Source organism: Flagellimonas zhangzhouensis, assembly GCF_900102925.1.
GTDB classification, from domain to species: Bacteria; Bacteroidota; Bacteroidia; order Flavobacteriales; family Flavobacteriaceae; genus Flagellimonas; species Flagellimonas zhangzhouensis.
Map to the genome: position 1 here is coordinate 458,465 of NZ_FNKI01000001.1, position 26,221 is coordinate 484,685.

General features: G+C 40.1%; 24 protein-coding genes. 19 read left to right on the forward strand and 5 right to left on the reverse strand.

The features are described 5' to 3' along the window. Position 1: 1 nt before the first annotated feature. From BLQ18_RS01980 to BLQ18_RS02060, 17 genes are all read left to right on the forward strand, one after another. Positions 2-1,048 carry a VWA domain-containing protein gene (locus tag BLQ18_RS01980; RefSeq protein ID WP_090292127.1) on the forward strand — a complete coding sequence of 349 codons (1,047 nt, stop codon included), beginning with the start codon at positions 2-4 and terminating at the stop codon, positions 1,046-1,048. Then, the gene (locus BLQ18_RS01985) at positions 1,029-1,943 is read left to right on the forward strand and encodes a tetratricopeptide repeat protein (RefSeq protein ID WP_313795029.1); all 915 of its coding nucleotides are present in this window, start codon (positions 1,029-1,031) and stop codon (positions 1,941-1,943) included. Before BLQ18_RS01980 ends, BLQ18_RS01985 begins: the two co-directional genes overlap by 20 nt. Then, positions 1,943-3,721 (forward strand): BatD family protein, encoded by a 1,779-nt coding sequence (locus BLQ18_RS01990; RefSeq protein WP_090292131.1) that lies wholly within the window; start codon positions 1,943-1,945, stop codon positions 3,719-3,721. The genes BLQ18_RS01985 and BLQ18_RS01990 overlap by 1 nt, the downstream gene beginning before the upstream one ends. Then, positions 3,718-4,482 carry a tetratricopeptide repeat protein gene (locus tag BLQ18_RS01995; RefSeq protein WP_090292132.1) on the forward strand — a complete coding sequence of 255 codons (765 nt, stop codon included), beginning with the start codon at positions 3,718-3,720 and terminating at the stop codon, positions 4,480-4,482. Before BLQ18_RS01990 ends, BLQ18_RS01995 begins: the two co-directional genes overlap by 4 nt. A 56-nt stretch (positions 4,483-4,538) precedes the next feature. Further along, positions 4,539-4,853 (forward strand): hypothetical protein, encoded by a 315-nt coding sequence (locus BLQ18_RS02000; RefSeq protein ID WP_090292134.1) that lies wholly within the window; start codon positions 4,539-4,541, stop codon positions 4,851-4,853. A gap of 73 nt (positions 4,854-4,926) precedes the next feature. Then, positions 4,927-6,513 (forward strand): SulP family inorganic anion transporter, encoded by a 1,587-nt coding sequence (locus tag BLQ18_RS02005; RefSeq protein WP_090292135.1) that lies wholly within the window; start codon positions 4,927-4,929, stop codon positions 6,511-6,513. Between the two features lie 9 nt (positions 6,514-6,522). Further along, on the forward strand, positions 6,523-7,149 hold the full coding sequence (locus tag BLQ18_RS02010) for a carbonic anhydrase family protein (RefSeq protein ID WP_090292137.1): 627 nt from the start codon (positions 6,523-6,525) through the stop codon (positions 7,147-7,149). Positions 7,150-7,308: 159 nt separating this feature from the next. Next, a complete protein-coding gene (gene pheS / locus BLQ18_RS02015; protein WP_090293634.1) occupies positions 7,309-8,328 on the forward strand; it encodes a phenylalanine--tRNA ligase subunit alpha in 1,020 nt (339 codons plus the stop codon). A gap of 6 nt (positions 8,329-8,334) precedes the next feature. Next, positions 8,335-8,733 (forward strand): hypothetical protein, encoded by a 399-nt coding sequence (locus BLQ18_RS02020; protein ID WP_090292139.1) that lies wholly within the window; start codon positions 8,335-8,337, stop codon positions 8,731-8,733. Positions 8,734-8,830: 97 nt separating this feature from the next. Further along, positions 8,831-9,310 (forward strand): GbsR/MarR family transcriptional regulator, encoded by a 480-nt coding sequence (locus BLQ18_RS02025; protein WP_090292141.1) that lies wholly within the window; start codon positions 8,831-8,833, stop codon positions 9,308-9,310. A gap of 40 nt (positions 9,311-9,350) precedes the next feature. Beyond that, entirely contained in the window at positions 9,351-10,427 is a 1,077-nt protein-coding gene (locus tag BLQ18_RS02030) for an efflux RND transporter periplasmic adaptor subunit (RefSeq protein ID WP_245668051.1), read from the forward strand. Positions 10,428-10,459: 32 nt separating this feature from the next. Then, a complete protein-coding gene (locus BLQ18_RS02035; protein WP_090292146.1) occupies positions 10,460-13,606 on the forward strand; it encodes an efflux RND transporter permease subunit in 3,147 nt (1,048 codons plus the stop codon). Positions 13,607-13,637: 31 nt separating this feature from the next. Beyond that, positions 13,638-15,038, forward strand: coding sequence for an efflux transporter outer membrane subunit (locus tag BLQ18_RS02040; protein ID WP_090292148.1), 1,401 nt, complete (start codon positions 13,638-13,640; stop codon positions 15,036-15,038). A gap of 3 nt (positions 15,039-15,041) precedes the next feature. Beyond that, positions 15,042-15,647 carry a TetR/AcrR family transcriptional regulator gene (locus tag BLQ18_RS02045; RefSeq protein WP_090292150.1) on the forward strand — a complete coding sequence of 202 codons (606 nt, stop codon included), beginning with the start codon at positions 15,042-15,044 and terminating at the stop codon, positions 15,645-15,647. 142 nt (positions 15,648-15,789) lie between these two features. Then, positions 15,790-16,983, forward strand: coding sequence for a pyridoxal phosphate-dependent aminotransferase (locus tag BLQ18_RS02050; protein ID WP_090292152.1), 1,194 nt, complete (start codon positions 15,790-15,792; stop codon positions 16,981-16,983). Then, the gene (locus tag BLQ18_RS02055; RefSeq protein WP_090292154.1) at positions 16,983-18,122 is read left to right on the forward strand and encodes an AEC family transporter; all 1,140 of its coding nucleotides are present in this window, start codon (positions 16,983-16,985) and stop codon (positions 18,120-18,122) included. The genes BLQ18_RS02050 and BLQ18_RS02055 overlap by 1 nt, the downstream gene beginning before the upstream one ends. 51 nt (positions 18,123-18,173) lie before the next feature. Next, the gene (locus BLQ18_RS02060) at positions 18,174-19,469 is read left to right on the forward strand and encodes a Zn-dependent hydrolase (protein ID WP_090292156.1); all 1,296 of its coding nucleotides are present in this window, start codon (positions 18,174-18,176) and stop codon (positions 19,467-19,469) included. Here the strand turns inward: BLQ18_RS02060 and BLQ18_RS02065 are convergent. Together BLQ18_RS02065 and BLQ18_RS02070 are read right to left on the reverse strand one after the other, a co-directional pair. Next, the gene (locus BLQ18_RS02065; RefSeq protein ID WP_090292157.1) at positions 19,466-20,134 is read right to left on the reverse strand and encodes a lysoplasmalogenase; all 669 of its coding nucleotides are present in this window, start codon (positions 20,132-20,134) and stop codon (positions 19,466-19,468) included. The genes BLQ18_RS02060 and BLQ18_RS02065 overlap by 4 nt on opposite strands. Further along, positions 20,128-20,601: a CYTH domain-containing protein gene (locus BLQ18_RS02070; RefSeq protein ID WP_090292159.1), complete on the reverse strand. Its 474-nt coding sequence runs from the start codon at positions 20,599-20,601 to the stop codon at positions 20,128-20,130. Before BLQ18_RS02070 ends, BLQ18_RS02065 begins: the two co-directional genes overlap by 7 nt. 27 nt (positions 20,602-20,628) lie before the next feature. On the opposite strand from BLQ18_RS02070, the gene dinB reads away from it, so the two are divergent. Further along, positions 20,629-21,729 carry a DNA polymerase IV gene (gene dinB, locus BLQ18_RS02075; protein ID WP_090292160.1) on the forward strand — a complete coding sequence of 367 codons (1,101 nt, stop codon included), beginning with the start codon at positions 20,629-20,631 and terminating at the stop codon, positions 21,727-21,729. A 33-nt stretch (positions 21,730-21,762) separates the two neighbouring features. Here dinB and BLQ18_RS02080 read toward each other — a convergent pair whose 3' ends face one another. Next, the gene (locus tag BLQ18_RS02080; protein ID WP_090292162.1) at positions 21,763-24,546 is read right to left on the reverse strand and encodes a M16 family metallopeptidase; all 2,784 of its coding nucleotides are present in this window, start codon (positions 24,544-24,546) and stop codon (positions 21,763-21,765) included. Between the two features lie 241 nt (positions 24,547-24,787). Here BLQ18_RS02080 and BLQ18_RS02085 point away from each other — a divergent pair, with 241 nt between their 5' ends. Further along, entirely contained in the window at positions 24,788-25,366 is a 579-nt protein-coding gene (locus BLQ18_RS02085) for a TetR/AcrR family transcriptional regulator (RefSeq protein ID WP_090292164.1), read from the forward strand. Between the two features lie 53 nt (positions 25,367-25,419). Here BLQ18_RS02085 and BLQ18_RS02090 read toward each other — a convergent pair whose 3' ends face one another. Together BLQ18_RS02090 and BLQ18_RS16940 are read right to left on the reverse strand one after the other, a co-directional pair. After that, positions 25,420-25,968 (reverse strand): carboxymuconolactone decarboxylase family protein, encoded by a 549-nt coding sequence (locus BLQ18_RS02090; protein WP_090292166.1) that lies wholly within the window; start codon positions 25,966-25,968, stop codon positions 25,420-25,422. 31 nt (positions 25,969-25,999) lie between these two features. Then, positions 26,000-26,158 (reverse strand): hypothetical protein, encoded by a 159-nt coding sequence (locus BLQ18_RS16940; protein WP_175443699.1) that lies wholly within the window; start codon positions 26,156-26,158, stop codon positions 26,000-26,002. Between the last annotated feature and the right edge of the window lie 63 nt (positions 26,159-26,221).

Here is a 26,221-nt window from a genome sequence, read left to right on the forward strand (position 1 = left end):
AATGATTCAGTTTGACGAAAAATTATATTTCTACCTCTTGGCCATTATTCCCGTAATGGTCTTGGCGTTCTTTTTTCTTCAAATCTGGAAAAAAAGAACCCAAAAAAGATTTGCCGATTTAAATCTATTAAAGAGATTGGCACCCAATCGTTCCAGCTTCAAGTCCACGGTTAAACTTGGATTTTTATTGGCTGGATTGGCATTTTTGGTGCTAGGATTGGTCAACCCAAAAATTGGAACCAAACTCGAAACCGTAAAACGTGAAGGGGTTGATATTGTGTTCGCTATCGACGTTTCCAAAAGTATGTTGGCAGAGGATATTGCGCCCAACCGATTGGAAAAAGCGAAGCGAATTGTTTCCGAAATCATCAACCAATTGGCCAGTGACCGAATCGGAATTATTGCCTATGCTGGTCAAGCGTACCCTCAATTACCGATTACTACGGATTACGGAGCGGCCAAAATGTTCTTGCAGAGCATGAATACCGATATGTTGTCTTCCCAAGGAACAGCGATTGACGCTGCCATTAATTTGGCAAGCACCTATTACGACGATTCACAGCAGACCAACAGAGTACTGTTTATTGTTTCTGATGGGGAAGATCATTCAGAAAGTGCTACGATCAATTCCGTTGAAAATGCCATTCAAAATGGAATCCGCATTTACACCATCGGGGTTGGAAAACCTAAAGGAGCCCCAATTCCAATAAAAAGAAATGGAGTTGTGGAAAGTTTGAAAAAAGACAATCAAGGCGAAGTGGTCATCACCAAACTGAACCAAGAAGTATTATCGATCATTGCCGACCGTGGCGATGGAGAATATATTGATGGATCCAACACGGAAAATGCCGTGGAATATATCAAAGAAGAATTGAACAGGATGGACAAAACGGAATTTGAAGCCAAGCAATTTGCCGAATACAAGGACCAGTTTCAATGGTTCCTCGGTGCAGGCTTTTTATTTTTATTTTTGGACATCTTCGTTTTGGACAGAAAAACACAATGGTTGAAAAAACTAAATCTTTTTAATGAGCATGATGAGCAATAAGATTAGATTGATGTTTGGCCTATTGTTATGTTTTGGCATAGCCCAAGCACAAAACGATACTACAGAAAAGGCATTGAAAGAGGCAGAAAAAGCACTTCAAGCTTCTACCAACCTCACATATGAGGCCAATGAGGAGCTAACAGCCAACGATTTCATCAACTCAGAGGCCAATTACCGAAAAGCCATTTCCAAAAGCAGTCAAAATGCTGCGGCACCTTTTAATTTAGGTACAGCCTACTATAACCGTGAGAGTTTTGGTGAAGCCTTTGGTCGATTTAAAGAAGCGTCTGAAGCAGCTGATGATAAAACGGAAAAGCATAAGGCATTCCATAATATGGGAAATGTTTTTATGCAGCAAAAGGATTACAAACAAGCCGTTGAAGCCTACAAACAAGCACTACGTAAAAATCCGAACGATGATGAGACCCGCTACAATCTAGCTTTGGCCAAAAAGATGCTCGAACAACAACAGGACGAGCAAAAGAACGATCAAAACCAGGACAACAAGGACAATCAGGATCAAAAAGACCAAGAGAAGGACGAAAACAAAGATCAGGATAACGAAGGAGGCGATAAGGACAAACAGGACGAAGGCAAAGAAAACGACGAGGAAAACAAGGACGAAGGCGATCAGGGCGACAAAGGAGATAATGGAGAAGAAAAGCCTGAAGAAAACAAAGAAGGTGACGGAGATAAGAAAAAAGAGCAGGAAAAGAAACCAAATGAAGGTGATCAGCCCCAAGACCAAAAACAACAACCTCGACCCAACCAGCTTTCCCAACAACAGATTCAGAATTTGTTAGAGGCCATGCAAAATGAAGAGAAAAAGGTGCAGGAAAAAATGGAGGCCCGAAAAGTGAGGGGAGCAAAGGTTAAAAACGAAAAAGACTGGTAATGCAAACCTTAAGGAGCAACATAGTACTCTTTCTTAGCTTTTTGCTACTCGCTACGAACTTTTCGTATGCGCAAGAAGAAGGAATTGAGTTCACTATGAACCTCAGTAAGGAAAAACTGGGTTTGAACGAAAGGCTTCGTGTTGATTTTACCATGAACAAGGATGGGGACAATTTTAACCCACCAGCATTCAATGGATTTAAAGTGGTGATGGGGCCTTCCCAATCCATAAGTTCTTCATGGATCAATGGCAAACGATCCTTTTCCAAAACCTACACTTATATATTAGTACCTACAGCAAGAGGTAACTTTAATATAGAACAAGCCACTATCGAAATAGATGGTCAAACCTATAAAACTACCCCAAAATCGGTAGAAGTTACCGCCGCGGTAGATAAACCCAGTGATCAAAAAACGGTAGATGATGTTGCAGATGAAAGTTTGCATCTGGTAGCAGAAGTTTCCAAAGGAAATCCATATTTGAACGAAGCTGTTACTGTAGTTTACAAACTTTATGTGAGTCCAAATATTAGTGTGACGAATTACCGTCCGCTAGACAACCCTACCTATAACAATTTTTGGAGTCAGGATATTCCAGTGACCAAGCATACGGCCCAAAATGGCACTTTTGAGGGAAAACCTTATCGATTTGTGGTATTGAAACGAGTGGTGTTGTATCCTCAAAAATCTGGAAAACTGGATATTGAACCGCTTTCTTTGGAAATTTTTGTGGATGTGCCTACCAACAGAAGGGACTTTTTTGGAGGACGCATTTATACGCAAACCAGTAAAACGGTTTCCGCAGGAAAAAGAACCTTAAATGTAAAAGCATTACCCGAAGCTGGTAAACCTAGCAACTTTAGTGGTGCTGTTGGGGATTTTGATTTCTCGGTGACCACGACCAAAACACAATTAAATGCTTCTGAATCGCTCCAGGCAAAGGTTGAAGTAACTGGAAAAGGAAACTTAAAATTGTTTCAACTTCCAGAACCCGAACTGCCAAGTGCCTTGGAAGTTTACGATCCAGAACACGACGAGGCCATTCAAACCTATAGCACAGGAATGGAAGGAAAGGTATCGGACAATTATACCATTGTGCCCGCTTTCCGTGGTAAATATCCCATTCCTAGCATTTCGTTCAGTTATTTTAATCCAGACAAGGGCACGTATGAAACCTTGACCTCGAATGAAATAAATATTGAGGTTATGGAAGGCCCAACGGGAAGTACAAATGCCGCAGCTCCGTCGGCTAACCAGCAATTGGTGGTGCCAGCTGGCGATCAATTCCATTTCATCAAATTGGATGCGAATTTATCTTCTATGAACCAGAGTTGTTTCTTAGGTTCCAGAAGTTTTTACCTGCTTGTTTTCTTACCGCTATTATTGATTCCTATTGCTATTTTCTCCTTTAAAAAGCGAGAGGCCATTGCCAGCGATGTAGTTGGAAACCGAATTAAACAAGCCAATAAGTTGGCCAGAAAATACCTTTCCACTGCCAAAAAAGAACTTGGTAACAAAGAGGCCTTTTATGTGGCTCTGGAAAAAGGATTGCACAATTATTTAAAAGCCAAATTGCATATTGTAACCTCTGAATTCAGTAAGGAAAAAATAACTGAAATTTTAAAGGAAAAACAAGTTGATGCCAACGATATCCAAAGTTTTATTGCCTTGTTGACCAGTTGTGAAATGGCACGATATAGTCCGTTTTCGAATGTGCAAATGCAAAAAGACTATGAATCGGCCAGTGATGTAATCTCTAAATTGGACAAGCAATTATGAGTATAAAGAAGTATTTAGTTTTCATAGCGCTATTCTCCTTGTCCGTGCTTTCCGCACAGAACAGTGCCCTATTTAAACAAGCCACCGAATTTTATAATAACGGGGAGTTTTCAAAGGCCATTGAAAATTACGAACAGATTTTGGAAAGTGGCAACCATTCTTCAGCCCTCTATTTTAATATGGGCAATTGCTATTATAAGCAAAATGCGATTGGGCCGAGTATCTATTACTACGAAAAGGCTTTGTTGCTTTCTCCAAATGATACCGAAATAAAAAACAACTTACAGTTTGCGCAGAACATGCGATTGGATGCCATTGAAGAAATGCCCCAAACTGAAATGGCACAGATCTACAACAAGGTCATCAACTGGTTTAGTTGTAATGGTTGGGCCTATTTAACCGTGGCATTTGCCATTCTATTTGTTCTAGCGTATTTGGCCTATTATTTCATTCGAATGGCCAATCGAAAAAGAATTGCTTTTATTACGAGTTTCTTTTCATTGGGACTTGCTGTTTTCTGTGTTTTGATGGGCTACCTTCAGCATGACCAACAGAAAAAGAACAATCCTGCGATAGTTTTCAATAAAGAAATCAGCGTAAGCGCAGAACCAAATTCCAATAGTGAAGTTATTTTCACATTGCACGAAGGCACCAAAGTCAATATTTTGGACGAATTGGATGGCTATAAAAAAATTAGAATCGCAGATGGCCAAACAGGTTGGCTACTTGAGGGCAGTATTAAGGCCTTGAAAGATTTTTAACATTTTTTAACACTTTATTCTGCCTAAGATTTTAATTTTACTACAAATGTGTTAATGTGCTCAACAAACTAATCATTCCTGTTTTTGCCATTATACTGGTAGGTTCCCTATTGGTAACACCTCTTATTCCATTATTGGACAAAGAACTGGGCAAGACCATAATGCTTACTTCGGGTGAGGAAGAAGAAAGCAGTTCTATGGAGGAAATGATGAAAAAGTTTGATGAAACAACTTTCTACATCAAGTACTTCTCAGAATTACGGCACGAACTCGTTAAACAAAATCAACTCATTACTTATTCTGGGTACTTATTCCCAACTTCCGATCATACTTTAGAAATATTAGACCCTCCTCCCAGGCAATTGATGTAACCTCATTTTCATCATCAATTATTAATCGTCTTTAGGCCTAACCAATAACGACCAAAGACAAACACCTAATATTATGTTTAAGTATATTAAAAACGACCTGCCCGCCAGTATTGTGGTCTTTTTTGTGGCATTACCCCTTTGTCTTGGGATTGCTTTGGCCAGTGGAGCTCCATTATTTTCAGGGTTGATTGCAGGTATCATCGGAGGAATCGTGGTCGGTGCACTCAGTGGTTCACAAATTGGAGTAAGTGGTCCCGCAGCAGGATTGGCCGCCATTGTGCTAACTGCAATCGGTACTTTGGGAGGCTACCAAAACTTTTTGGTTGCTGTAGTACTCGGTGGAATTATCCAATTTATTTTTGGGATACTCAGAGCTGGAATTATCGCTTATTATTTTCCATCTTCAGTAATCAAAGGAATGCTTACTGGGATTGGAATCATCATCATTTTAAAACAAATACCCCACTTTTTTGGTTACGATTCTGATCCTGAAGGCGATTGGGCCTTTTACCAGGTAGATGGTCAAAACACTTTTAGTGAAATCATAAACACCGTCAATTTTATAAGTCCAGGTGCAACTCTAATTGCCATTATCGCTTTGGCAATCCTCATTTTATGGAGTTCGGTCTTAACTAAAAAATCAAAAATATTTGAATTGGTTCAAGGACCTCTTGTTGCTGTGGTTGTTGGAATAGTTTATTACGTTTCCACTCAAGGACATGAAACCTTGGGTATATCTGACGAACATTTGGTTAAAGTACCTGTTCCAGACAGTCTTGAGTCCTTTTTAGGGTTTTTCAGCTTCCCAAATTTTTCTGCCATTACCAACATGGAGGTCTGGATAACCGCTTTCACTATTGCTTTGGTGGCCAGTTTGGAAACTTTGCTTTGTGTGGAGGCTACCGATAAATTGGACCCAGATAAAAGAACCACACCTACCAATCGCGAATTGATGGCACAAGGTGTGGGAAATACGTTGTCAGGTTTAGTTGGCGGTTTACCCGTTACCCAAGTAATTGTTCGTAGTTCGGCAAATATACAATCAGGAGGTAAAACAAAATTATCTGCTATTATACATGGTTTTTTCTTGTTGATTTCGGTGATTTTGATTCCAACATTATTGAACAAGATTCCATTATCTGTTTTAGCAGCCATCTTATTTATAGTGGGCTATAAATTGGCTAAGCCTAGCTTGTTCAAAACCATGTTCCAATCAGGTTGGAAGCAATTTGTGCCTTTTATAGTTACTGTTGTGGGCATTGTATTCACCGATTTATTGGTGGGTATAAGTTTAGGCCTTTTGGTCGGTATCTTTGTGGTTTTGTTCAAAAGCTATCAAAACTCCCACTTTTTACACATTGAGGATAAAAGTAATGGCTCCCATAAAATTAAAATGACCCTAGCTGAGGAAGTGACCTTTTTTAACAAAGGAGCTATTTTAAAGGAATTGGATAGTCTTCCCGAAAATTCTTATCTAACTTTGGATGTTAGAAAAACCAAGTACCTCGATAACGATATTGTTGAAATTCTTGAAGATTTTTCCAGCAAGGCAAAAAACAGGAACATCGATATTATGCTCATCTCTGAGAGAGGTGAAGTGGAAAATCCTGAAAGTTATATTGAATTCTTTAATCTGAGACCGAAAAAGAAATCGGCATAAAATAAAGATATGAAAGCACATACCAAAGAAACGCAGTCGACCATGACGCCCGAAAAAGCCCTTCAATTTTTGAAGGAAGGTAATGAGCGTTTTCAACAAAATTTAAAAGCAAACCGAAACCTGTTGGAGCAGGTAAACGATACCAAAGATGGACAATTCCCTTTTGCGACCATACTTAGTTGTATTGACTCAAGAGTATCGGCCGAATTGGTGTTTGACCAAGGTCTAGGTGATATTTTTAGTGTAAGAATCGCTGGGAACTTTATTAACCAAGATATTTTGGGAAGCATGGAATTTGCTTGCAAATTAGCAGGAACCAAAGCTATTGTGGTTTTAGGACATACAAGCTGCGGAGCCGTAAAAGGTGCCTGTGATCATGCGAGAATGGGAAATCTAACTGCATTAATCAATAAAATTGAACCTGCTGTTTTTGCCGTAAAAGAACCAAAAGACGATGATTTGAGAAACTCACAAAACTTGGAGTTTGTTGATGCGGTAGCGGTTAAAAATGTAGAGATGGCATTGGAAAACATCCGCAGTCAAAGTGTGATTTTAAAAGAAATGGAGGAAAAAGGAGAAATTGCCATCGTAGGGGCTATGTACGACATCTCCGATGGTAAGGTTACTTATATTTAATCCATAAAATATCAAATTTCAAATATAAAGGCTGATGTTTTCATCGGCCTTTTCTTTTTAAAGTGCATTAAAAAGCTATACGCAATAAACTACCTGCGCCAATTGATTAGGTATTCAAGGACAATTTCCTAAATTTGTCGCCCAATACTGTGGATGACCATGATAGATACCATAAAGGAACACATTGCTGAAGTAGAACAGTTTACTTCAACCTCAAAAGACGAAATAGAAGCATTCCGAATTAAATATTTGGGCAAAAAAGGACTTTTGAACAGTTTCTTTGCCGAGTTCAAAAATGTGCCCAACGAGCAAAAAAAGGAATTCGGTCAAGTAATCAACCAGTTAAAAAACACAGCAACCGACAAGGTGAATGCTCTTAAAGAGGCATTGGAAAACCAATCGGAAACTACTGGTAAATATGGTGATCTTACACGTCCTGGAGAGCCAATTAAGGTGGGTTCCAGACACCCCATTTCCATAGTTAAAAATCAGATAATCGATATCTTTTCGAGGATAGGTTTTAATGTTTCCGAAGGACCAGAAATTGAAGACGATTGGCACAACTTTACGGCCTTAAATCTTCCAGAATACCACCCTGCACGCGATATGCAGGATACCTTCTTTATCCAGACCGATCCCGATATTCTTTTGCGTACCCACACCTCATCCGTACAGGTGCGATATATGGAGGCCAATAAACCGCCTATCCGTACCATTTCTCCAGGAAGGGTATATAGAAACGAAGCCATTTCTGCCCGTTCGCACTGCTTTTTCCACCAAGTGGAAGGATTGTATGTGGACAAAAACGTTTCGTTCGCAGATTTGAAACAAACTTTGCAATATTTCACTTCAGAAATGTTCGGTAAATCTAAAATCAGGTTACGTCCCTCCTATTTCCCGTTTACGGAGCCTAGTGCTGAAGTAGATGTGTATTGGGGATTGGAAACCGAAACCGATTACCGTATGACCAAAGGAACTGGCTGGTTGGAAATTATGGGTTGTGGCATGGTAGATCCCAACGTACTTAAAAATTGTGGCATTGATCCTGAAGTATATTCTGGGTTTGCCTTTGGTATGGGAATCGACCGAATTGCTTTGTTGCTGCATCAGATTTCTGACATTCGTTTGTTGAGCGAAAATGATGTTCGTTTCCTAGAGCAGTTTAAAAGCGCTTTATAGTTTTTCATGAAAAAGGATATTGAAATTCCCGTTGCCAAGGATGTGCACATTGCGGTAATTCGTGAGTGGAACGAAGAATTTCTATCCAAAGATTGGAATGCCTACCTAATCAATAACCGTGCAGATACCATTGAAATGGCCATAGTTGTTTCCAAAGGTTTTGATGGGGATATAAAAACTTCGACCATGCGACATGGCATTGGCACCATTGAACCAAAGTCTTATCGTAAAGTTGAATTGCTTCAAGAAGATGTATTGGCATTGAACAATGAATTCTTCGTCACCTTTTTTGCCGAAAACAAATTGTTTGAAAAAAGGTTTCTATTTCCAAAACACTCCATCACTGAAGAAAACCTTTCCAATATCCCAATAATTGATAAGGAAGGGATACTATCAAAGGACTAATTCTACCCCACTTTAAATTTATTTAACAAACATTTAGGTTCTTTTGGTTCGGTTTGTTCCGAACCAACCATATATTTGCACCTTCAAAATCCATCTTATGGAAAAATCGAAGGAAGAAATTATTGAAACATTGGGACTGCATTTAGAGGAAGAGCACAATCTACCTCCCTTAGCGGCCCGAATCTACGCAGTATTAATCTTAACGGACAAGGACGGATTAACTTTTGAAGGTTGCTTAGACAGACTGGGCGCCAGTAAAAGTTCTATTTCCACCTCTTTGAACCTTTTGGTGAACATGGACATTGTAACCTATTTTACCAAACACGGTGATCGCAAACGTTATTTTACCACTGCAAAGAAGAAAACATTCTTCCTTTCTAAACTTCAAGAAAGCCTGAAAAAGGTGGAAACTGAAAAACACATAATCACTTTGGTCAAGGATTATCACAAACAATACTGTCCTAAAAAATACGAAGAGGGTCAAGAAAGAACCCAAGTATATCTGGACTATGTGAACGAGACCGAAGAAATTCTAAAAAAATCAGTCAAGAAATTAGAGTCAATTTTAAATGAGTAATCACTCCTACAACCAAAAACGCAACAAAGTAAGTTCGTACATGAAAACAATCACATCAATCTTAGTAGCAGCAGGTACACTTTTGTTCCTTTCCTGTGGAGGTAATAATCAGCAGCAAGCCGCTGCTCCACAAGCTCCTTCGCTAGAGGTAACCCAGCTTAAAAAACAGGATATCTCTATATATAATTCATATTCCACCAACATTGAGGGAATTCAGAATGTAGAAATCTGGCCCAAAGTTTCTGGATTTGTGCAAAACATTTATGTGGAAGAAGGTCAACAAGTAAAAAAAGGCCAATTACTTTTCAAATTGGAAACACAGACCCTTTCCCAAGATGCCGAAGCTGCAAAAGCAGCCGTAAATGTGGCACAAGTAGAGGTGAACAAGTTGATTCCTTTGGTAGAAAAGGAAATTATAAGTGAAGTACAATTGGAAACCGCAAAAGCGCAATTGGCACAAGCCAAAAGCAATTACAGCAGTATTGCTGCAAATATTGGGTATTCCAACATTACGAGTCCCGTAAGCGGTTACATTGGTGAGATTCCTTATAAAGTGGGTGCTTTGGTAAGCAGTACCATGGGTCAGCCTTTGACTGTTGTTTCTGATATCAGCGGTATTCGTGCCTATTTCTCCATGACCGAAAAGGAATTGATGGACATGAAAAGTGAAATCACCAATAATGGGGAAGCTGCATCTTCAGCGAATGCTCCAGAAGTGGAGTTGGTCATGATCAATGGTGAAACCTATCCTGAAAAAGGAAAAATTGCGATGGTCAACAACATCATCAACCCAACAACAGGAAGTGTAACCCTAAGAGCTGATTTTGACAACCCACAATTATTATTGAGCTCTGGAAGTACAGGAACCATTAAAATTCCATCCACTTTCGAGGATGTTTTTGTAATTCCACAATTTGCTACCATCGACCGTCAAGGAACCAAAATGGTATATGTACTTAATCAAGACAACACCGTGGTATCCGTTCCATTAAAAATTGCCTCGCAAACCAATAAGGAATTTATTGTGAATGAAGGTTTGGAAGCTGGGAGTACCATTGTCACCGAAGGGGTTTCTAAATTAAAGGATGGTCAAGCGATCAATCCCGTAAAAAAATAATTGCAATCAATCATACTTAGAACAAATTATATATGTTCCAAAAATTTATAGATCGTCCTGTACTTTCCACAGTAATATCCGTAATCATCGTGATTTTGGGTGTGCTGGGATTAAGTACTTTGCCCGTAGAACAATATCCTGAGATTGCTCCTCCTACGGTTCAGGTGACGGCAAACTATACAGGTGCCAATGCCGAGACCGTACTTAAAAGTGTGGTGATTCCACTGGAAGAACAAATCAACGGTGTGGAGGGCATGACTTACATGACCTCATCTGCCAGTAACGATGGTGCTGCGAATATCAGCGTGTTTTTTGAATTGGGTGTTGACCCAGATATCGCGGCGGTAAACGTACAAAACCGTGTGGCCAGGGCAAACAGTCTTTTGCCTCAAGAAGTAATCAATACAGGGGTAACTACGCAGAAAGCACAGAACAGTGCCTTGTTGTTCTTCTCCATTTATTCGGAAAATGAAGATTACGATGCCACGTTTGTAGAAAACTATGCCAAAATTAACCTTGTACCCCAATTACAGCGTATAAAAGGGGTTGGTAACGTAAACGTTTTTGGTGCCAAGGATTATTCCATGCGTATCTGGATCTCCCCAGATAAAATGGCTGCCTATAATTTGGTGCCAGCCGATATCCAGGCTGCCTTACGTGAGCAAAACACGGAAGCTGCAACGGGTAAAATTGGAGAAAACGCAGATGGTATTTTCGAATACGTAATTAAATATAAAGGTCGTCTTTCGGAAGTTGCCGAATACGAAGACATCATTCTTAGAACAACAGATGATGGTGGTTTTCTTCGTTTGAAAGATGTCGCCGACATTGAATTGGGAGCACAGAGTTATATCAGGAAAAACTCAGGGATGGGGAAACCTGGTGTGGCCGTTGGGGTATATCAAACCTCAGGATCCAACTCCAAAGAGATCATCGACCAAATTGAAACCATTTTGGAAGATTCGAGAGCTGATTTTCCTAAAGGTTTTGATTATGTGATTCCGTTCAACTCCAAAGATTTCTTGGATGCCTCCATTGATCACGTGGTGCAAACTTTGATCGAAGCCTTTATTTTGGTATTTATAGTGGTGTTCCTGTTCTTGCAAGATTTCAGGTCTACTTTGATTCCTGCCATTGCGGTACCTGTGGCCATTGTTGGTACGTTTTTCTTCCTGCAACTCTTCGGATATTCCATAAACATGTTAACGCTTTTCGCCATGATCTTGGCGATTGGTATTGTGGTGGATGATGCGATTGTGGTTGTGGAGGCGGTGCACGCCAAATTGGAAGAAGGAGCAGATTCAGCAAAAACCGCTACCAAAAACGCGATGAGCGAAATCTCTGGAGCCATTATCTCCATTACGTTGGTAATGTCCGCGGTATTTATCCCTGTATCCTTTATACAAGGTTCTTCGGGTGTATTTTACCAGCAATTTGGTATTACATTGGCAGTTGCCATTTTAATTTCGGCGGTAAACGCTTTAACACTGAGTCCTGCTTTGGCAGCACTTTTCTTAAAGCCACACGACCATGAAAAAGGCAAAAAAACCAATCTGTTAGCTCGCTTCTTTAAAGCCTTCAATGTTGGCTTTACGGCCATGACCAATAAATACACCAATACCGTTGGTAATTTGGTGAAAAGAAAATGGATTACGCTATTTCTTCTTTTGGCCTTTGGTGCCTTGGCAGCATACTTGTTCAAATCTACACCAACAGGGTTTATTCCCGATGAAGACCGTGGAATGATCTTTGCCAACGTGAGCATGCCTCCAGGAACAACCATCGAAAAAACGGAAGAGACCATCATGAAACTGGATTCCATTTATGAATCCATGGACATCATCGATGTTAGGATGAGCGTAGCTGGTTTTAGTATTCTTAACCGAGTAAGTGCAGGTTCCTATGCTTTCTCCATTATGAAATTGAAAGACTGGAGCGAAAGGGATGCGGATTCCTTATCGGTAAATGCCACTATGCAGAAATTGTACGCTACAACTGCTGGGTTCAACGATGCACAGATCATTTACTTTACACCTCCAAGTATCCAAGGTTTTGGTACCAGCTCAGGTTTTGAAGTCCAGTTACAAAGTAAAACAGGTGAAGACTGGAACTCTATCAACGACATTAAAAATCAGTTTTTGGGAGCGCTAAATGCCCGACCTGAAATTCAATATGCCATTTCACAGTTCGACCCAGGTTTTCCACAATACAACTTGGACATTGATATGGAGAAAGTAAAAATGGCAGGTTTGTCGGCTACCGACATTTTTAATGCGCTTCAAGGTTATTATGGTGGTATTTATGCAACCGATTTTAACAAGTTTGGTAAGCAATATCGTGTAATGATCCAGGCCAAACCTGAAGATCGTGCCAATGAAAAATCCTTGAACCACATTTTTGTGCGAAATGCAGATGGTGAGTCCGTTGCAGTTAGTCAGTTTGTGGATTTAGAGCGAATTTACGGTCCAGAAGTTGTGTCTCGTTTCAACCTTTTGAGTTCTGTAAGCATTACTGGGGTTCCAAATGCAGGCTATTCTACAGGGGATGCCATTACGGCCATCGAGGAAGTGGCGGCCCAAGTACTTCCTAATTCCTATACCTACGATTATTCAGGATTAACAAGGGAGGAAAGTAACTCAGGTGCGCAAACCATTATCATCTTTATTTTGAGTTTGGTCTTTGTGTATTTCTTGTTGAGTGCACAGTACGAAAGTTACATTTTGCCGCTTGCCATTTTGTTGTCATTGCCATTTGGTATTGCAGGAGCAATTTTGTTTATCAACTTCGCAGGTTTGGAAAACAACATTTATTTCCAGATTGCCTTGATCATGTTGATCGGTCTTTTGGCCAAGAACGCCATTTTGATCGTAGAGTTTGCCTTGCAAAGACGTAAGGCAGGATTATCCCTTTTCGATGCCGCTGCATATGGGGCGCGAGCAAGGCTACGTCCTATTTTGATGACCTCTTTTGCATTCATTTTTGGTCTTTTACCATTGGCACTTTCTTCTGGAATCGGTGCTATTGGTAACCGTTCCATCGGTGTAAGTGCCGTTGGGGGTATGCTTGTAGGAACCATTGTAGGGGTCTTCATAATCCCTGTTCTTTTTGTGGTCTTCCAAGCACTTCAAGAAAAGATAACAGGCAAGCCAGAAGAAATTCAACACGCAAACAATGCTTAATTATTCTTTGATCAAACAAAGTATATCAACCATGAAAATAAAATCCACATATAAACTGCTCTTGGTTCTTACGGCACCACTTTTAATGCAATCGTGTTTTGTGGCCAAAGACTACTCAAGACCAGAATTAGAGACCGAGAATCTCTACCGAACCGATAATTTGCCACAGGACAGTGTTTCTATGGCAGATATTTCTTGGAGAGATCTTTTTAACGATGACCAATTGAAGCAATACATTGATACGGCCTTGGTGAACAACCTGGATGTCCGCATCGCGCTTCAAAACGTATTGGCAGCTGAAGCCTATGTAAAACAGGGTAAGGCAGGATACTATCCAACGCTTTCTGGAACGGCAAGTTTTACTAGAACAAAAAACTCACAGAACAGTCAGTTCGGTAGTTTTTTCACCAGTGCATTGGAACAATACGAACTATCGGGTGCCCTTTCATGGGAAGCCGATGTTTGGGGCAAGATCAGAAGTAACAAAAGAGCTTTTGGAGCTTCCTATTTACAAAGTGTATCGGCCCACCAAGCGGTAAAAACTAATTTGATTGCGGGTATCGCAGGCACTTACTATCAATTAATGGCTTTGGACAAACAGTTGGAAGTTTCCAAACAAACCTTGGAATCCAGAAAGCGTAGTTTGGAGACCACCATTGCTTTAAAAGAAGCAGGTCAGGTAACCGAAGTTGCCGTAAAACAAACCGAAGCACAAGTACATACCACAGAGATTATTGTTATCGACCTTGAAAACAACATCAAATTGTTGGAAAATGCCTTTAGTATTCTTTTGGGTGAAGCTCCCCATAACATTGAACGTGGCTCTTTGGACAATCAATCCATCGACACTGAATTGAGTACTGGAGTTCCCTATTTAATATTGGCAAACAGACCTGATGTAATGCAGGCTGAATATGGGCTTATCAATGCTTTCGAATTGACCAATGTGGCCAAAAGCAGCATGTACCCTTCCTTAACCTTATCCGCGAACGGAGGATTTCAAAGTTTGGAGTTTGAAAATTGGTTGGATGCGAGTTCCCTATTTTCCACTTTAGTGGGGGGGTTGACCCAGCCTATTTTTAATGGAAGACAATTGCGTACCCAAATGGAGGTAGCTAAGGCACAACAAGAGCAGGCTTTGCTTGGTTATAAACAAGCCTTGTTAACCGCTGGAAGAGAAGTGAGCGATGCCTTGTACACTTATGATGCAGAAACCCAAAAAATGGAAGCCAGGGCCAAAGAACTTGAAGCCTATGCAACCGCTGAGGATTATTCCGAAGAATTGTTGAACAATGGTTTGGCCAACTACTTGGAAGTTCTGACTGCAAGACAAAACGCTTTGAATTCCGAGCTTAATTACGTGGATTCACAATACGCACAACTAAATGCCATTGTAGAGCTGTATAGAGCTCTTGGTGGTGGCTGGAAGTAAAACATGATCGAGGGAAAAAACGACATATTAGCCTACGCCATAGAGAACTTTACGAAATTCGGCAGTAAACGCTTCTCTATGGACGATTTGGCTAAGCATTTGGGCATTTCCAAAAAAACCCTCTACAAATATTTTAGCAGTAAAGAGGCATTGGTTCAGGAAAGTTTGACCTACTATTTTGGAAAAATTCTTTCCAACATAGACCAATACATGCTCGAAAACCCCAATAATGGGCAGCCCCTCAATACTGTGATCTATATATATAAACAAGGGTTGATGACCTTTCAAGAACTCAACCCTTCCTTTCTTCATGGGCTCAATAAATACTATCCCAATGCCTATGAGTTTTATTCCAAAATAAAGTCCAATATCGTTTGGGATATTGTAAATCCGCTCTTGAAAAAAGCAAAAGAACTGGGTCAGATTCGAAAAAATGTGAACATTGATCTGGTCTGCTCGCTTTTCTTAGCCCGAATGGAAGAAACCGTCTACTCCAAAGACAATTTATTTCAAGAATACAGCATTCACGAGTTGCTAGATCATATCATTATCAATAACCTACGTGGTATCCTAACTTTGGAATATCTGCAGACCAACCCTCTTGATTGAAGAATTTGACTGTTAATTTTTCAATAAATCACTCCTTATTTTAATAAATTCCTCTATAAGACACTGATTTTTATGTTTTTAGTATTGGATTATGTTAAATGATCGACTAATTTTAGAAACTTGCTAAAAACTAAATACTCAAATGGGAACTACAAACATCAACAGAAGAGATTGGATCAGAAAAAGTGTGCTCACCGCAGGTGGTGCAATGGCCTTACCATATATTGGTTTAGCTGAAACTCCTAGGGTACCATTATTATTGGATACCGAAGGAAATGCAGTGTACAGTCCATTTTTTAAAGAATATTTACCTAAAAATCCAGCGGTGCTTCCTGAGTTGTCCGCTAAGTTGAATGCCAATGAAAACCCTTACGGTCCATCTCCAATGGCCGTGGAAGCTTTCAAAAACTCTGCAACAGGTGGTAACCGCTACGCTTGGAAAGAATTGTTCCAACTGGTAGAAAAAATCGCTACCTATGAAGGTGTTGAAAGTAAAAATATTATGATGGGTCCTGGGTCTTCCGACCTTTTGGAAAAAACTGCCATGGTATTCTTTATGAACGGTGGTAATGTTGTTTCTGCTGACCCAGCTTATATGTCTTTAATTAGGGTTGCCGAATCAGTAGGAGCTACATGGAAGCCTGTTCCATTAAAAGATGATTGGTCGCATGACCTAAAAGCTATGGAAGAAGCCATAGATGACGATACCAAATTGGTTTACATCTGTAACCCAAACAACCCTACAGGTACCATGACCGATGCAACAGAACTATTGGATTTCTGTTCAAGAGTATCCGAAAAAGTTCCTGTATTTGTGGATGAAGCTTATTTATGGTTCTTGGAAGAAGAAGATCAAAAAAGTATGGTCGACTTGGTAAAAGAAGGTAAGGATGTGATCATTGCACGTACCTATTCCAAAATTCACGGTATGGCTGGTCTTCGTGTAGGTTATGTAGTTGCATTGGAAGAAACTTTGGGTCGTATTCAAAAAATAACCAGAGGTGGTATGGGTATTACCTTGCCATCTGTATACGCTGCCATGGCTGCCATGGATGATGCTGCCTTCATTGAAAAATCCAGAACCCTAAATGCAGAATGTAGGGAATACGTGTACAAAAGCCTAGATAAAATGGGCATTGAGTACGTACCGTCCTATACAAGTTTCCTTATTTTCCCTATCGAAATGCAAGGAAACGATTTCTTGGAAAAAATGACAGAATTGAAAGTTGGTGTAAGAGCATTCCAGTTTATGGGTAAAAATTGGTGCCGTGTTAGTATGGGTACCATGGATGAAATGAAAATGTTCACCGCCGCTCTCAGCAAAGTATTGGTGTAGTGGATATTGGATTTCAAAAAACTATTGTATTTCTCTTTTTCATCTTCATTGGAATCTTACTTAAAGTAAAATTTAAGTCCAAAGAAGAAATCACAGGAATCAAAAAAATAATACTCAACCTTGCCCTTCCTGCAACCATTTTTATTGCGTTGCTGGGGGTCAAGGTCGAGTTGCATTTATTAATATTGCCTCTTTTAGCCCTTGGGCTTAACCTATTATTGTTCTTTTTAATGCCCTTGGTAATGCCCCTAATGGGTGTGGCCAAAGGAACTCCAGAGTTCCGTACGGCAAGGATGTTGATTCCTTCCCTTGCACCAGGACTCTCCTCTTTCCCATTTATTTTGGAATTTTTAGGAGACGATTATTTGGCCATGGCTGCCATGTCCGACTTAGGAAACAAGGTATTTGTACTGTTCTTTTTGTACTTGGTTGCAATGAACTGGCATTATAGTCTCCAAACTTCCGATGGAAAAAAGAACGGAACCAAATTGAAACCATTGGTAAAGGCTATGGTTTCCGAACCTGTAAACGTATTTATAGGAGTGGCCTTGCTTTTATTAGCATTTGGTTTCCACATGGATTCTCTTCCCTTCTTTTTAAGTGAAACTTTGGAAAAATTAAGCTTGATCATGACACCTTTGGTCCTATTGTTTATTGGATTGGCGGTTAAAATCAAAAAGAAGCAGTTTTTCCAAATCTTTTCACTTTTAAGTATAAGAGCAGGATTGGTTCTACTGTTGTCGGGCATTTTTGTGGCTGCAACAGGCATTGATGCAAGAAACGACATTTTGTTGACCATTGCCTTTGGATTGAGTGCTTGTAGTTTTTGGCCTTATGCCCACATTGCTACTGTGGATAGCATGGAAATGGACAAAAAACCGAAGAACAAAACATTTAGTAGTGATTTTGGTGTTGCAATTTTGGCACTATCATTCCCATTGTCCACTATGTTGATTTTGGCTACCCTAAATAGCGGTTCCTTCTTTGTAAACCCATTCAATATATTTATGGTTGCATTTGCACTATTAGGCATTGGGGTGGTTATTCCTTTGGTAAGTGGTGTAAAGAAAAAAAAATGGTCGGAACAACGCATCATCGACCATGAATTGAAATCAGCGGCAACAGAAAAAGCAGCCTAAACCTTTCTAAAAGTTATTTCTAAACCCTATCTTTCATAAAACTAGGTGATTATGAAACAACTCCTTTTTTCAGCACTATTTCTATTTTGCTTTGGTGAATTATTGGCTCAAAAAGATGCATTGACGGTCAACCAAGACCGACTGGAACAACGCATTTTTGATTTGGCCAAGTTTGGCCTGCAATCCAATGGAGAAACCGAACGTGTTGCTTTTAGTGATGCAGATATAGAAGCTCGAAACTGGGTAGTTAAAACCCTAAAGGGTTTTGGGATGACTGTAGAAATTGATCCAGCTGGAAACATCATAGGCACAAAATCAGGAAAAAATGCCAGCAAAAAACCCATTGCTTTTGGTTCACATATAGATCGAGTTCCCCATGGCGGTAATTACGATGGGTGTGTGGGTTCTATGGCCGCACTTGAGGTTATTGAAACTTTAAACGAAAACGAACTAGTAACGGAACATCCCTTACAAGTACTAATTTTTCCGAATGAAGAAGGAGGGGTTATGGGTAGTAGGGCCATGGCAGGGAATTTGACCCAAGCAGCTCTTTCTGTGGTGAATTCCACTGGATATTCTATGGGTGAGGGCATTATGCGTATTGGTGGAGACACCACTAAACTTGACCAAGCCAAACAAGAAAAAGGAAGCTTGGCCGCCTTTTTGGAACTGCATATTGAACAAGGTGGGACTTTGGAAAAGGAAAACTTGGACATTGGTGTAGTTGAGGGGATTGTAGGTTTAAAATGGTGGGATGTTGAATTCACTGGCTTCGCCAACCATGCAGGAACCACCCCTATGAATGCTAGACAGGATGCACTGTTGGCGGCCGCTAAATTTATAGTAGCGGTAAACGATGTCACCAATAGTTTTGAAGGCAGCCAAGTAGGAACGGTTGGACGTATTAAAGCCGAGCCAGGAGCTCCCAACGTGATTCCTGGAAAGGTCACCGCAAGTTTAGAGATTAGAGATTTATCTTCTGAAGTGATTGCGAAAGTCTACAATGCCATAAAAACCAAGACCGAAGAAATTGCAAAAGCATCCAACGTATCCGTAGAATTTAAGCCTTTAGACACGACTTCCGACCCTGCGTTGACCACTCCGATGATTCAGGATGAGATAGCGGCTTCAGCAAAAGATTTAGGACTTTCCTTCAAAAAAATGCCCAGTGGCGCGGGACACGATTCGCAAGATATTTCCCGATTTGCTCCTGCGGGGATGATTTTTGTTCCCAGTAAAGGAGGTATCAGTCATTCACCACAAGAATTTACCTCAGCCGAAGACATGGCCAATGGTGCCAATGTACTTTTAAAAACGATTTTGGCTTTGGATAAGAAGTTGGATTAAGCAAATCCTTTCTCCTCGGATATAATTTGATACCCAGCATTCGCCAATAGACCGATACTCAACCAATAGGTCGATAAAATCAAGGCACTGGCATAGTCAAATGGCATTTTAAACTTGGACACTGCAATCATACTGTCCGAAAACATGAAAAACAATACCGCCATGGCAATCCACAAAAAAGGCTTGCTTTTATTACGAACATACAATCCGATACCCTGCCAGGCCATTACGCAAATCACAAGAATATAGCACGATACAGGAACCAATAAATCCCCTAAATCGGGTTTTAGCCATAAAAAGAGACTTCCACCAATGACCATCAAACAGAAAAACGAAATCCAATGGGCGTAGAACCCTTTTAATTGGATAAACGCTGCAATAAAAAGAAGATGCCCCAATAAAAATGAGGCCAGTCCAAAGACAAAATAAGATTTGAACAGCAATAAAGTATCGCCGATCAAACACAAAGCAAGTGCGACAATCATCAAGGTTTTGAATTTGGGAACGGAAGTTCTCCCTGAAGAAAACAGCAATACAATTGCTAAAAACGTAGTAAATGGTTTAAAAAACACATACCCTTCCCTAATGTTCAGGTACTCCAAAACAATACTGGTTAGCGCAGAAACAATAAAAAGTACATTGATGACCAGCCTGCTGTTTACCATTTCGAATACGGAAGTTTACTTAATTGGGAATTGTAGTATTTGGTTTGTCCCGTGACCTCTTCGCCCAACCAACTCGGTTTTTCAAAACGTTCATCCTCATGTTTGAGTTCCACTTCGGCAACCACGAGCCCCTTGTTGTCTCCCATAAATTCATCCACCTCAAACACATGGTTTCCCAATTTGACCTCGAAACGGTTTTTCTCTAAAATCCCATCTTCACATAGATCAATGAGGTTGGTGGCTTCGGATGCGGTAATCTCTGTTTCCCACTCAAAACGGGTGGTTCCCGACTCGTTACTGGGACCTTTTACGGTTAAAAAGCCCTTTTCTCCCATGATTCTGACCCTTACGGTTCGTTCTGGGTCGGTGTTTAAAAACCCTTGTGCAATGCGAATTGGTGAAGTTGCCTCTTTCTTATACGCTTCGCTTTTAACCAAAAATTTTCGTTCTATTTCCAAATGTTCCATCAAACTAAATATACCCTAAATTTGAAAATGGACTTTGATTTTCCCTTAAGAAAAATCATTCATGTGGATATGGATGCCTATTATGCCTCGGTGGAGCAACACGATAATCCCGAGCTAAAAGGCAAACCTGTTGCTGTTGGTGGAGGCTCCAAACGAGGGGTAGTTTCTGCTGCCAGTTACGAAGCACGAAAGTTTGGTGTCCGCAGTGCCATGTCTGGACATATGGCCCAACGCAATTGTCCCGAACTCATCTTTGTAAAACCACGATTTGACCGCTATAAAGAAGTTTCAATACAAATTCGAGAGATTTTTTATGAGTACACCGACTTGGTGGAACCGCTTTCTTTGGATGAGGCCTATCTAGATGTCACAGAAAACAAAAAAGGGAATCCATCTGCTACGCTCATCGCCAAAGACATCCGAAAAAAGATATTTGAAAAAACAGGGCTCACGGCATCTGCTGGTATCTCCATAAATAAATTTATAGCCAAGGTTGCAAGCGATTACAACAAACCCAACGGACAAAAAACGGTAAATCCAGAGGAGGTCATCCAGTTTTTGGAGGATTTGGATATTCGAAAGTTTTACGGTGTCGGTAAGGTAACTGCGGAAAAGATGTATTCGCTAGGTATTTTCACTGGACTAGACCTTAAAGGAAAATCCTTGGAATTCCTAAACCAACATTTCGGAAAAAGTGGCCAGCATTATTTTAATGTAGTTCGCGGCATTCATTTAAGTTCAGTAAAGCCACATCGTATTCCTAAATCGGTGGGAGCGGAACGTACCTTTTTTGAAAATTTGAGCAGCGAGATTTTTATGTTGGAAAAACTGGACAACATTGCTGCCGAGCTGGAAAGAAGGCTTCAAAAATCGAAAATTGCTGGCAAGACCATCACGTTAAAAATCAAATACAGTGATTTTACCTTGCAAACACGGAGCAAAACCCTGCCCTACTTTATCGCCAGCAAAGACCTGATTTTGGAAACAGCCAAGGAACTTTTGTATCAGTCTACATTGGAGAATTCCGTTCGTCTTTTGGGCATCTCGTTGGCCAACCTCAACACCGAAAAAGAAAAAGCAAAGGAGAAAAAAGAAGCTGTTCTTGTGCAGCTTAAGTTTGACCTATAAAAAGAAAGCCTCCCTTTAGGGAGGCCTCATTTTTTAATTTTTAATGTCTGTTTCTACTTGTTCAGCCACCGCTGGTTTCTTTGGATTTCCATCCGCATCAATTTCGATAATGTTGTCAAAACCGAGCTCGTCCAATTTGTCAATGATTTTTGCTCTATCGCCTACCATAAACCAATTTACCTTTTCGGGTTGCACCACTTCATTACTCACCTTACGAATATCGTCCAAGGAAAGGCCACGTACATTCTGGTCGTATTTTTGATAATAATCGTCAGGCAAATTATATCTGATCAAACTTCTCACCGAACTGTTCACCGAACTATTGGTTTCCCACTGTCCTGGTAATTTCAGCACTTGATTGGTTTTCACTTTATCCAACTCTTCTTTGGTGGCTGGTCTTGTAGAAGTGAATTCAGAAATTTCCTTTCTAATTTCAGTCACCGATTCTGCAGTTTTATCGGTTTGAACTGGGGCATACACAATAAAAGGTCGAACCTCTTTTGAGCCCAAAACAAATCCTCCAGCACCATACGACCAGTGTTTATCTTCTCTTAAATTCATGTTGATTCTGGAAGTAAAATCACCTCCAAGAATATTCACCATTTGTTCCAATGCTATCTCGGAAACATCACCGTATTTTTCTGTTAAATGACCTGCCAAAATCACAGACTGTTGTGATTCGGGTCTGTTCATTAAATACAGGGTGTTCTTGGAGTTGGTCTTTGGTGCGTTGAAAGTAATGGTTGGCACATCGCCTTTTTTCCATTTGCCCAAGGTTTTTTCCAATTTGAATTTCAAATCCTTCATTTCAACATCTCCTGTCACGATCAAAGTAGCATTGTTTGGCTTGAACCACGTATCATAAAATGCCACCACATCATCGCGGGTCAGTTTGGAAACAGACTCCTCGTAGCCCGTACCCGTATAAGGCGTGCTGTATGGGTGGTCATCTCCATAAAGGTATTTGTTCATCACACGAAGCGCCATGGTTATAGGCTGTGCCTTTTCCTGTTTAATATTATTGATCTGTTCTTTCTGTAGTCGTTCAAATTCCTTTTCTGGAAATACAGGATTAAGCAAAACATCCATAAACAAATCCAAACTGGCGTCTAAACTTGGCTTCAAGGTGCTCATATACACATTGGACTCATCTTGACTTGAAAATGTGCTCAACGATGCGCCCAAAAGCTGTAACTGCTCGTTAATCTCCAACGAGGTTTTGTCTTTGGTTCCTTCGTCCATTAAGTTCATGGCCAAATTTGCTGTCCCTGGACTGGATAAATAATCGGTTTTGTACCCCGCGTCGGCCACTAAATTGATGATGACGGTTGGTACACCTTCTCGTTGTGCAAGCACTACATTAAGTCCATTGGAAAGTTGGGTGCGCTGCAATTCTGGGAATTTGGAACTTTTTTGTTCTGCCAAGGCTGGTAATTTGGATCTATCGATGGAAGATTCTACAATTTCATATTCAGGGAAAGGGTTGCATATTAAAATATGCTTGCCTTTGGTCAACCATTTGGCTGCCGTTTTTTGAAGGTCGGCGATGGTTGCATCCTCTACAAATTTCAATTGGGTTTTGTAGTAGGCAGCATCACCATGATAGGTTTGATTGGAAGCCAAAATATCGGAAACGCCCCCAAAACCACCTATTCGTTCCAATCCTTTGATGAAGTTGGCAAAATAATTGGCCTTTACTCTTTTCAATTCTTCTTCTGTTGGGCCCTCTTTTATGAATTTATCTATTTCTTCCCAAAGCTCCTTTTCCAATTTAGCTGGATCTTCTCCCGCTTTTACATTCAAATAGGTGATAAAGCGACTGGCAATTTCACTAGATGCCTGAAAGGAAACTGCTGAGCTTGCCGACTGGTCTTGGTAAATAAACTTTTGATATAATCTTGAATTCTTACCGCTGGTCAAAATCGCAGAAATCAAATCAAAATGAAGATCTTCCCTAGCGCCAAATTGAGGTGTATTCCAAGCAAAAAGCACTCTGGTTTCAGGTACTCTGTCTTGATACACTTGACGGGAATCATTAACCTTGTTCGGAATGTTTACTTCCTGTCTTTCCACCGTAGGTCCAGATGGAATATCCCCGAAATATTGAACAACTTTGTCATAAATTTCATCGGCATTCACATCACCCGCCACTGCAACCACGGCATTGGCAGTTCCATAGTAGGATTTAAACCATTCCTGCACATCTTCCAAAGAAGCTGCATTCAAATCTTCCATTTCACCGATTACGGTCCAAGAATAGGGATGTCCTTTGGGATACATAGCTTTGGTTAAATAATCCCATTGCATTCCGTAGGGATTGTTCTCGCCCTGCCTTTTCTCATTTTGAACCACACCACGTTGCTCATCAAGTCTTTCTTGATCAATGGCACCCAATAAATGTCCCATTCGGTCAGATTCCAAAAACAACACCTGATCTAAAGCAGATACGGGTACATTTTGAAAATAATTGGTTCGGTCGTTGTTGGTGGTTCCATTCAAATCGGTTCCCCCGATACTTTCCAAGGCTTGAAAATAATCGGTATTGTAGTTCTCACTTCCGTTGAACATTAAATGCTCAAACAAGTGAGCAAAACCACTTTTTCCTGGCTTTTCATTCTTGGAACCCACATGGTACCACACATTAACTGCGGCAATGGGTGCTTTGTGATCTTCATAGACCAATAGCGTAAGACCATTTTTTAAGGTGTAGGTTTTGTAATCGATGTTAATGTCATCGGCTTTGAATTGGAATTCTTGCCCATAAGTAATGGGTAGACAAAAAAGTCCCAAGAGTAGGACCAGTAATAACTTTTTCATTTTGGATAGTGTTTAAATTATTTTGATTGAAAAATGAATAACCTAATATAAAGAATTGTTTCCAATGATCAGGTTTTTAATGAGTTATGATTTTTGAAGTTTTTTGGTGTAGGATTCCACCTGTAGGTATTGAACGAATCGCTTCAACTGTAAATTATTGTTTTATTTAATCCATTGCCAAAACATAATTTCTTGTTTAATTTGTACAGCAGCCCCCCGCTAATTTTATCATATTTATTTTATGCAACGACCCGAATTGCACCAACACATAATTACTACGGCGGGCCATCTTTTTTACACCCAAGGTTATAATTCTACAGGAATCAACGAGATTATCGAGAAAACTGGCATAGCCAAGGCCACGCTGTACAGTCATTTTAAGTCCAAAGAAGACATTTGTATTGCGTATCTGGAACAGCGCCAATCCGTGTTCATGGAACGGCTTAAAAGTTATGTGAAGGAGAGGGCCAAGGGCAAGAACCAACTATTGGCCATTTTCGATTTGCTCCGTGATCTTTATCTAGAAGAAAACTTTTATGGCTGCTGGTGTCTTAAAACTCTAGGTGAGCTTTCGGCTGATCATCAGAAGATTTTTGATGTGATTCAAAAACAGAAAAAGGAACTGCTTTTGTTTATAGGGGAAGTGGTAGGTGACAATATTTCCAATCTTTCCAAGGCAGAGACCGAAAAAATTTCGAGTGGCATTTATTTGCTTTATGAAAGTGCCATCACTGAAAGCTATTTGTTCAAGAATGATTGGCCCATTTTTATGGCCAAAAGCATAGCCCCAAATTTCTTTTCTGAAATGGTGGAAGAATAAAAAACCCTTCCATTAAATTGAAAGGGCGTTTTTTGATTGATGATGGATAATTTTTAAGCCTCTACAGCTTCCAATGGCTGTGCCAATGGAAAGTCCACAGGTACTTTTGTGGTACTGTGCACATAGTTTGAGATGGTTTTATCCCCTACCAAAACTATAGTGTCGATTAAATTCTCTTTGGTCCATCCAGCTGCAAAGAAGTTTTCCAAAACCTGTTCGTCTGTTGCTCCTCTGTTTTCAGTAATATTTTTGGCTAAACGTGCCAAAGCATCCAATTTTTGATCAAAAGGAGCTTTACCTGCTCTTAATTCAAGGATTTGCTCATCTGTAAATCCGTTCATTTTACCAATAGCGGTATGCGCAGACAAACAGTAAATACAATTGTTTACTTGGCTTACGGCCAAATTCACGACTTCTTTCTCTTTGGCTTTCAATGATGTTTTTGCATTGGAAAGTCCTAGGTAGTTGCCTAATGCATTTTCTGAATGGGCATAGGTAGCAAATAGGTTAGGTACAAAGCCTACTGCGTTTTTAAGATTGTCGAAAATAGCCTGGTTGGCTACACTTACTTCTTCTCTTTTGGGTACATTGATTGTGCTCATAATTATTATGATTTTGAAATTTATATAAAGATTAATACGTCTGTACAAAGGGTTTTTCCGCATCACAATAGAAATCGTGATGGTATTGCTGCTCACAGTGGTCCGATACCGCTACTGGTTGTACTTCGGTTTTCTGTGATGTTCTAAAAATCTCTATGAGATTGAAAATGGATTTTTCCGTGGGTTTCATCTTTTCTGTTTTTAAATTACAGGGCAAAGATGCGGCGGAAAGAAGGGCAGGTGTTAGGAAGGA

Bases quoted from the DNA above. Each gene is read 5' to 3' on its own strand.
- BLQ18_RS01980 (WP_090292127.1), top strand. From the start codon at position 2: ATGATTCAGTTTGACGAAAAATTATATTTCTACCTCTTGGCCATTATT.
- BLQ18_RS01985 (WP_313795029.1), top strand. From the start codon at position 1,029: ATGAGCATGATGAGCAATAAGATTAGATTGATGTTTGGCCTATTGTTA.
- BLQ18_RS01990 (WP_090292131.1), top strand. From the start codon at position 1,943: ATGCAAACCTTAAGGAGCAACATAGTACTCTTTCTTAGCTTTTTGCTA.
- BLQ18_RS01995 (WP_090292132.1), top strand. From the start codon at position 3,718: ATGAGTATAAAGAAGTATTTAGTTTTCATAGCGCTATTCTCCTTGTCC.
- BLQ18_RS02005 (WP_090292135.1), top strand. From the start codon at position 4,927: ATGTTTAAGTATATTAAAAACGACCTGCCCGCCAGTATTGTGGTCTTT.
- BLQ18_RS02010 (WP_090292137.1), top strand. From the start codon at position 6,523: ATGAAAGCACATACCAAAGAAACGCAGTCGACCATGACGCCCGAAAAA.
- pheS (WP_090293634.1), top strand. From the start codon at position 7,309: ATGATAGATACCATAAAGGAACACATTGCTGAAGTAGAACAGTTTACT.
- BLQ18_RS02020 (WP_090292139.1), top strand. From the start codon at position 8,335: ATGAAAAAGGATATTGAAATTCCCGTTGCCAAGGATGTGCACATTGCG.
- BLQ18_RS02025 (WP_090292141.1), top strand. From the start codon at position 8,831: ATGGAAAAATCGAAGGAAGAAATTATTGAAACATTGGGACTGCATTTA.
- BLQ18_RS02030 (WP_245668051.1), top strand. From the start codon at position 9,351: ATGAAAACAATCACATCAATCTTAGTAGCAGCAGGTACACTTTTGTTC.
- BLQ18_RS02035 (WP_090292146.1), top strand. From the start codon at position 10,460: ATGTTCCAAAAATTTATAGATCGTCCTGTACTTTCCACAGTAATATCC.
- BLQ18_RS02040 (WP_090292148.1), top strand. From the start codon at position 13,638: ATGAAAATAAAATCCACATATAAACTGCTCTTGGTTCTTACGGCACCA.
- BLQ18_RS02045 (WP_090292150.1), top strand. From the start codon at position 15,042: ATGATCGAGGGAAAAAACGACATATTAGCCTACGCCATAGAGAACTTT.
- BLQ18_RS02050 (WP_090292152.1), top strand. From the start codon at position 15,790: ATGGGAACTACAAACATCAACAGAAGAGATTGGATCAGAAAAAGTGTG.
- BLQ18_RS02060 (WP_090292156.1), top strand. From the start codon at position 18,174: ATGAAACAACTCCTTTTTTCAGCACTATTTCTATTTTGCTTTGGTGAA.
- BLQ18_RS02065 (WP_090292157.1), bottom strand. From the start codon at position 20,134: ATGGTAAACAGCAGGCTGGTCATCAATGTACTTTTTATTGTTTCTGCG.
- BLQ18_RS02070 (WP_090292159.1), bottom strand. From the start codon at position 20,601: ATGGAACATTTGGAAATAGAACGAAAATTTTTGGTTAAAAGCGAAGCG.
- dinB (WP_090292160.1), top strand. From the start codon at position 20,629: ATGGACTTTGATTTTCCCTTAAGAAAAATCATTCATGTGGATATGGAT.
- BLQ18_RS02080 (WP_090292162.1), bottom strand. From the start codon at position 24,546: ATGAAAAAGTTATTACTGGTCCTACTCTTGGGACTTTTTTGTCTACCC.
- BLQ18_RS02085 (WP_090292164.1), top strand. From the start codon at position 24,788: ATGCAACGACCCGAATTGCACCAACACATAATTACTACGGCGGGCCAT.
- BLQ18_RS02090 (WP_090292166.1), bottom strand. From the start codon at position 25,968: ATGAGCACAATCAATGTACCCAAAAGAGAAGAAGTAAGTGTAGCCAAC.
- BLQ18_RS16940 (WP_175443699.1), bottom strand. From the start codon at position 26,158: ATGAAACCCACGGAAAAATCCATTTTCAATCTCATAGAGATTTTTAGA.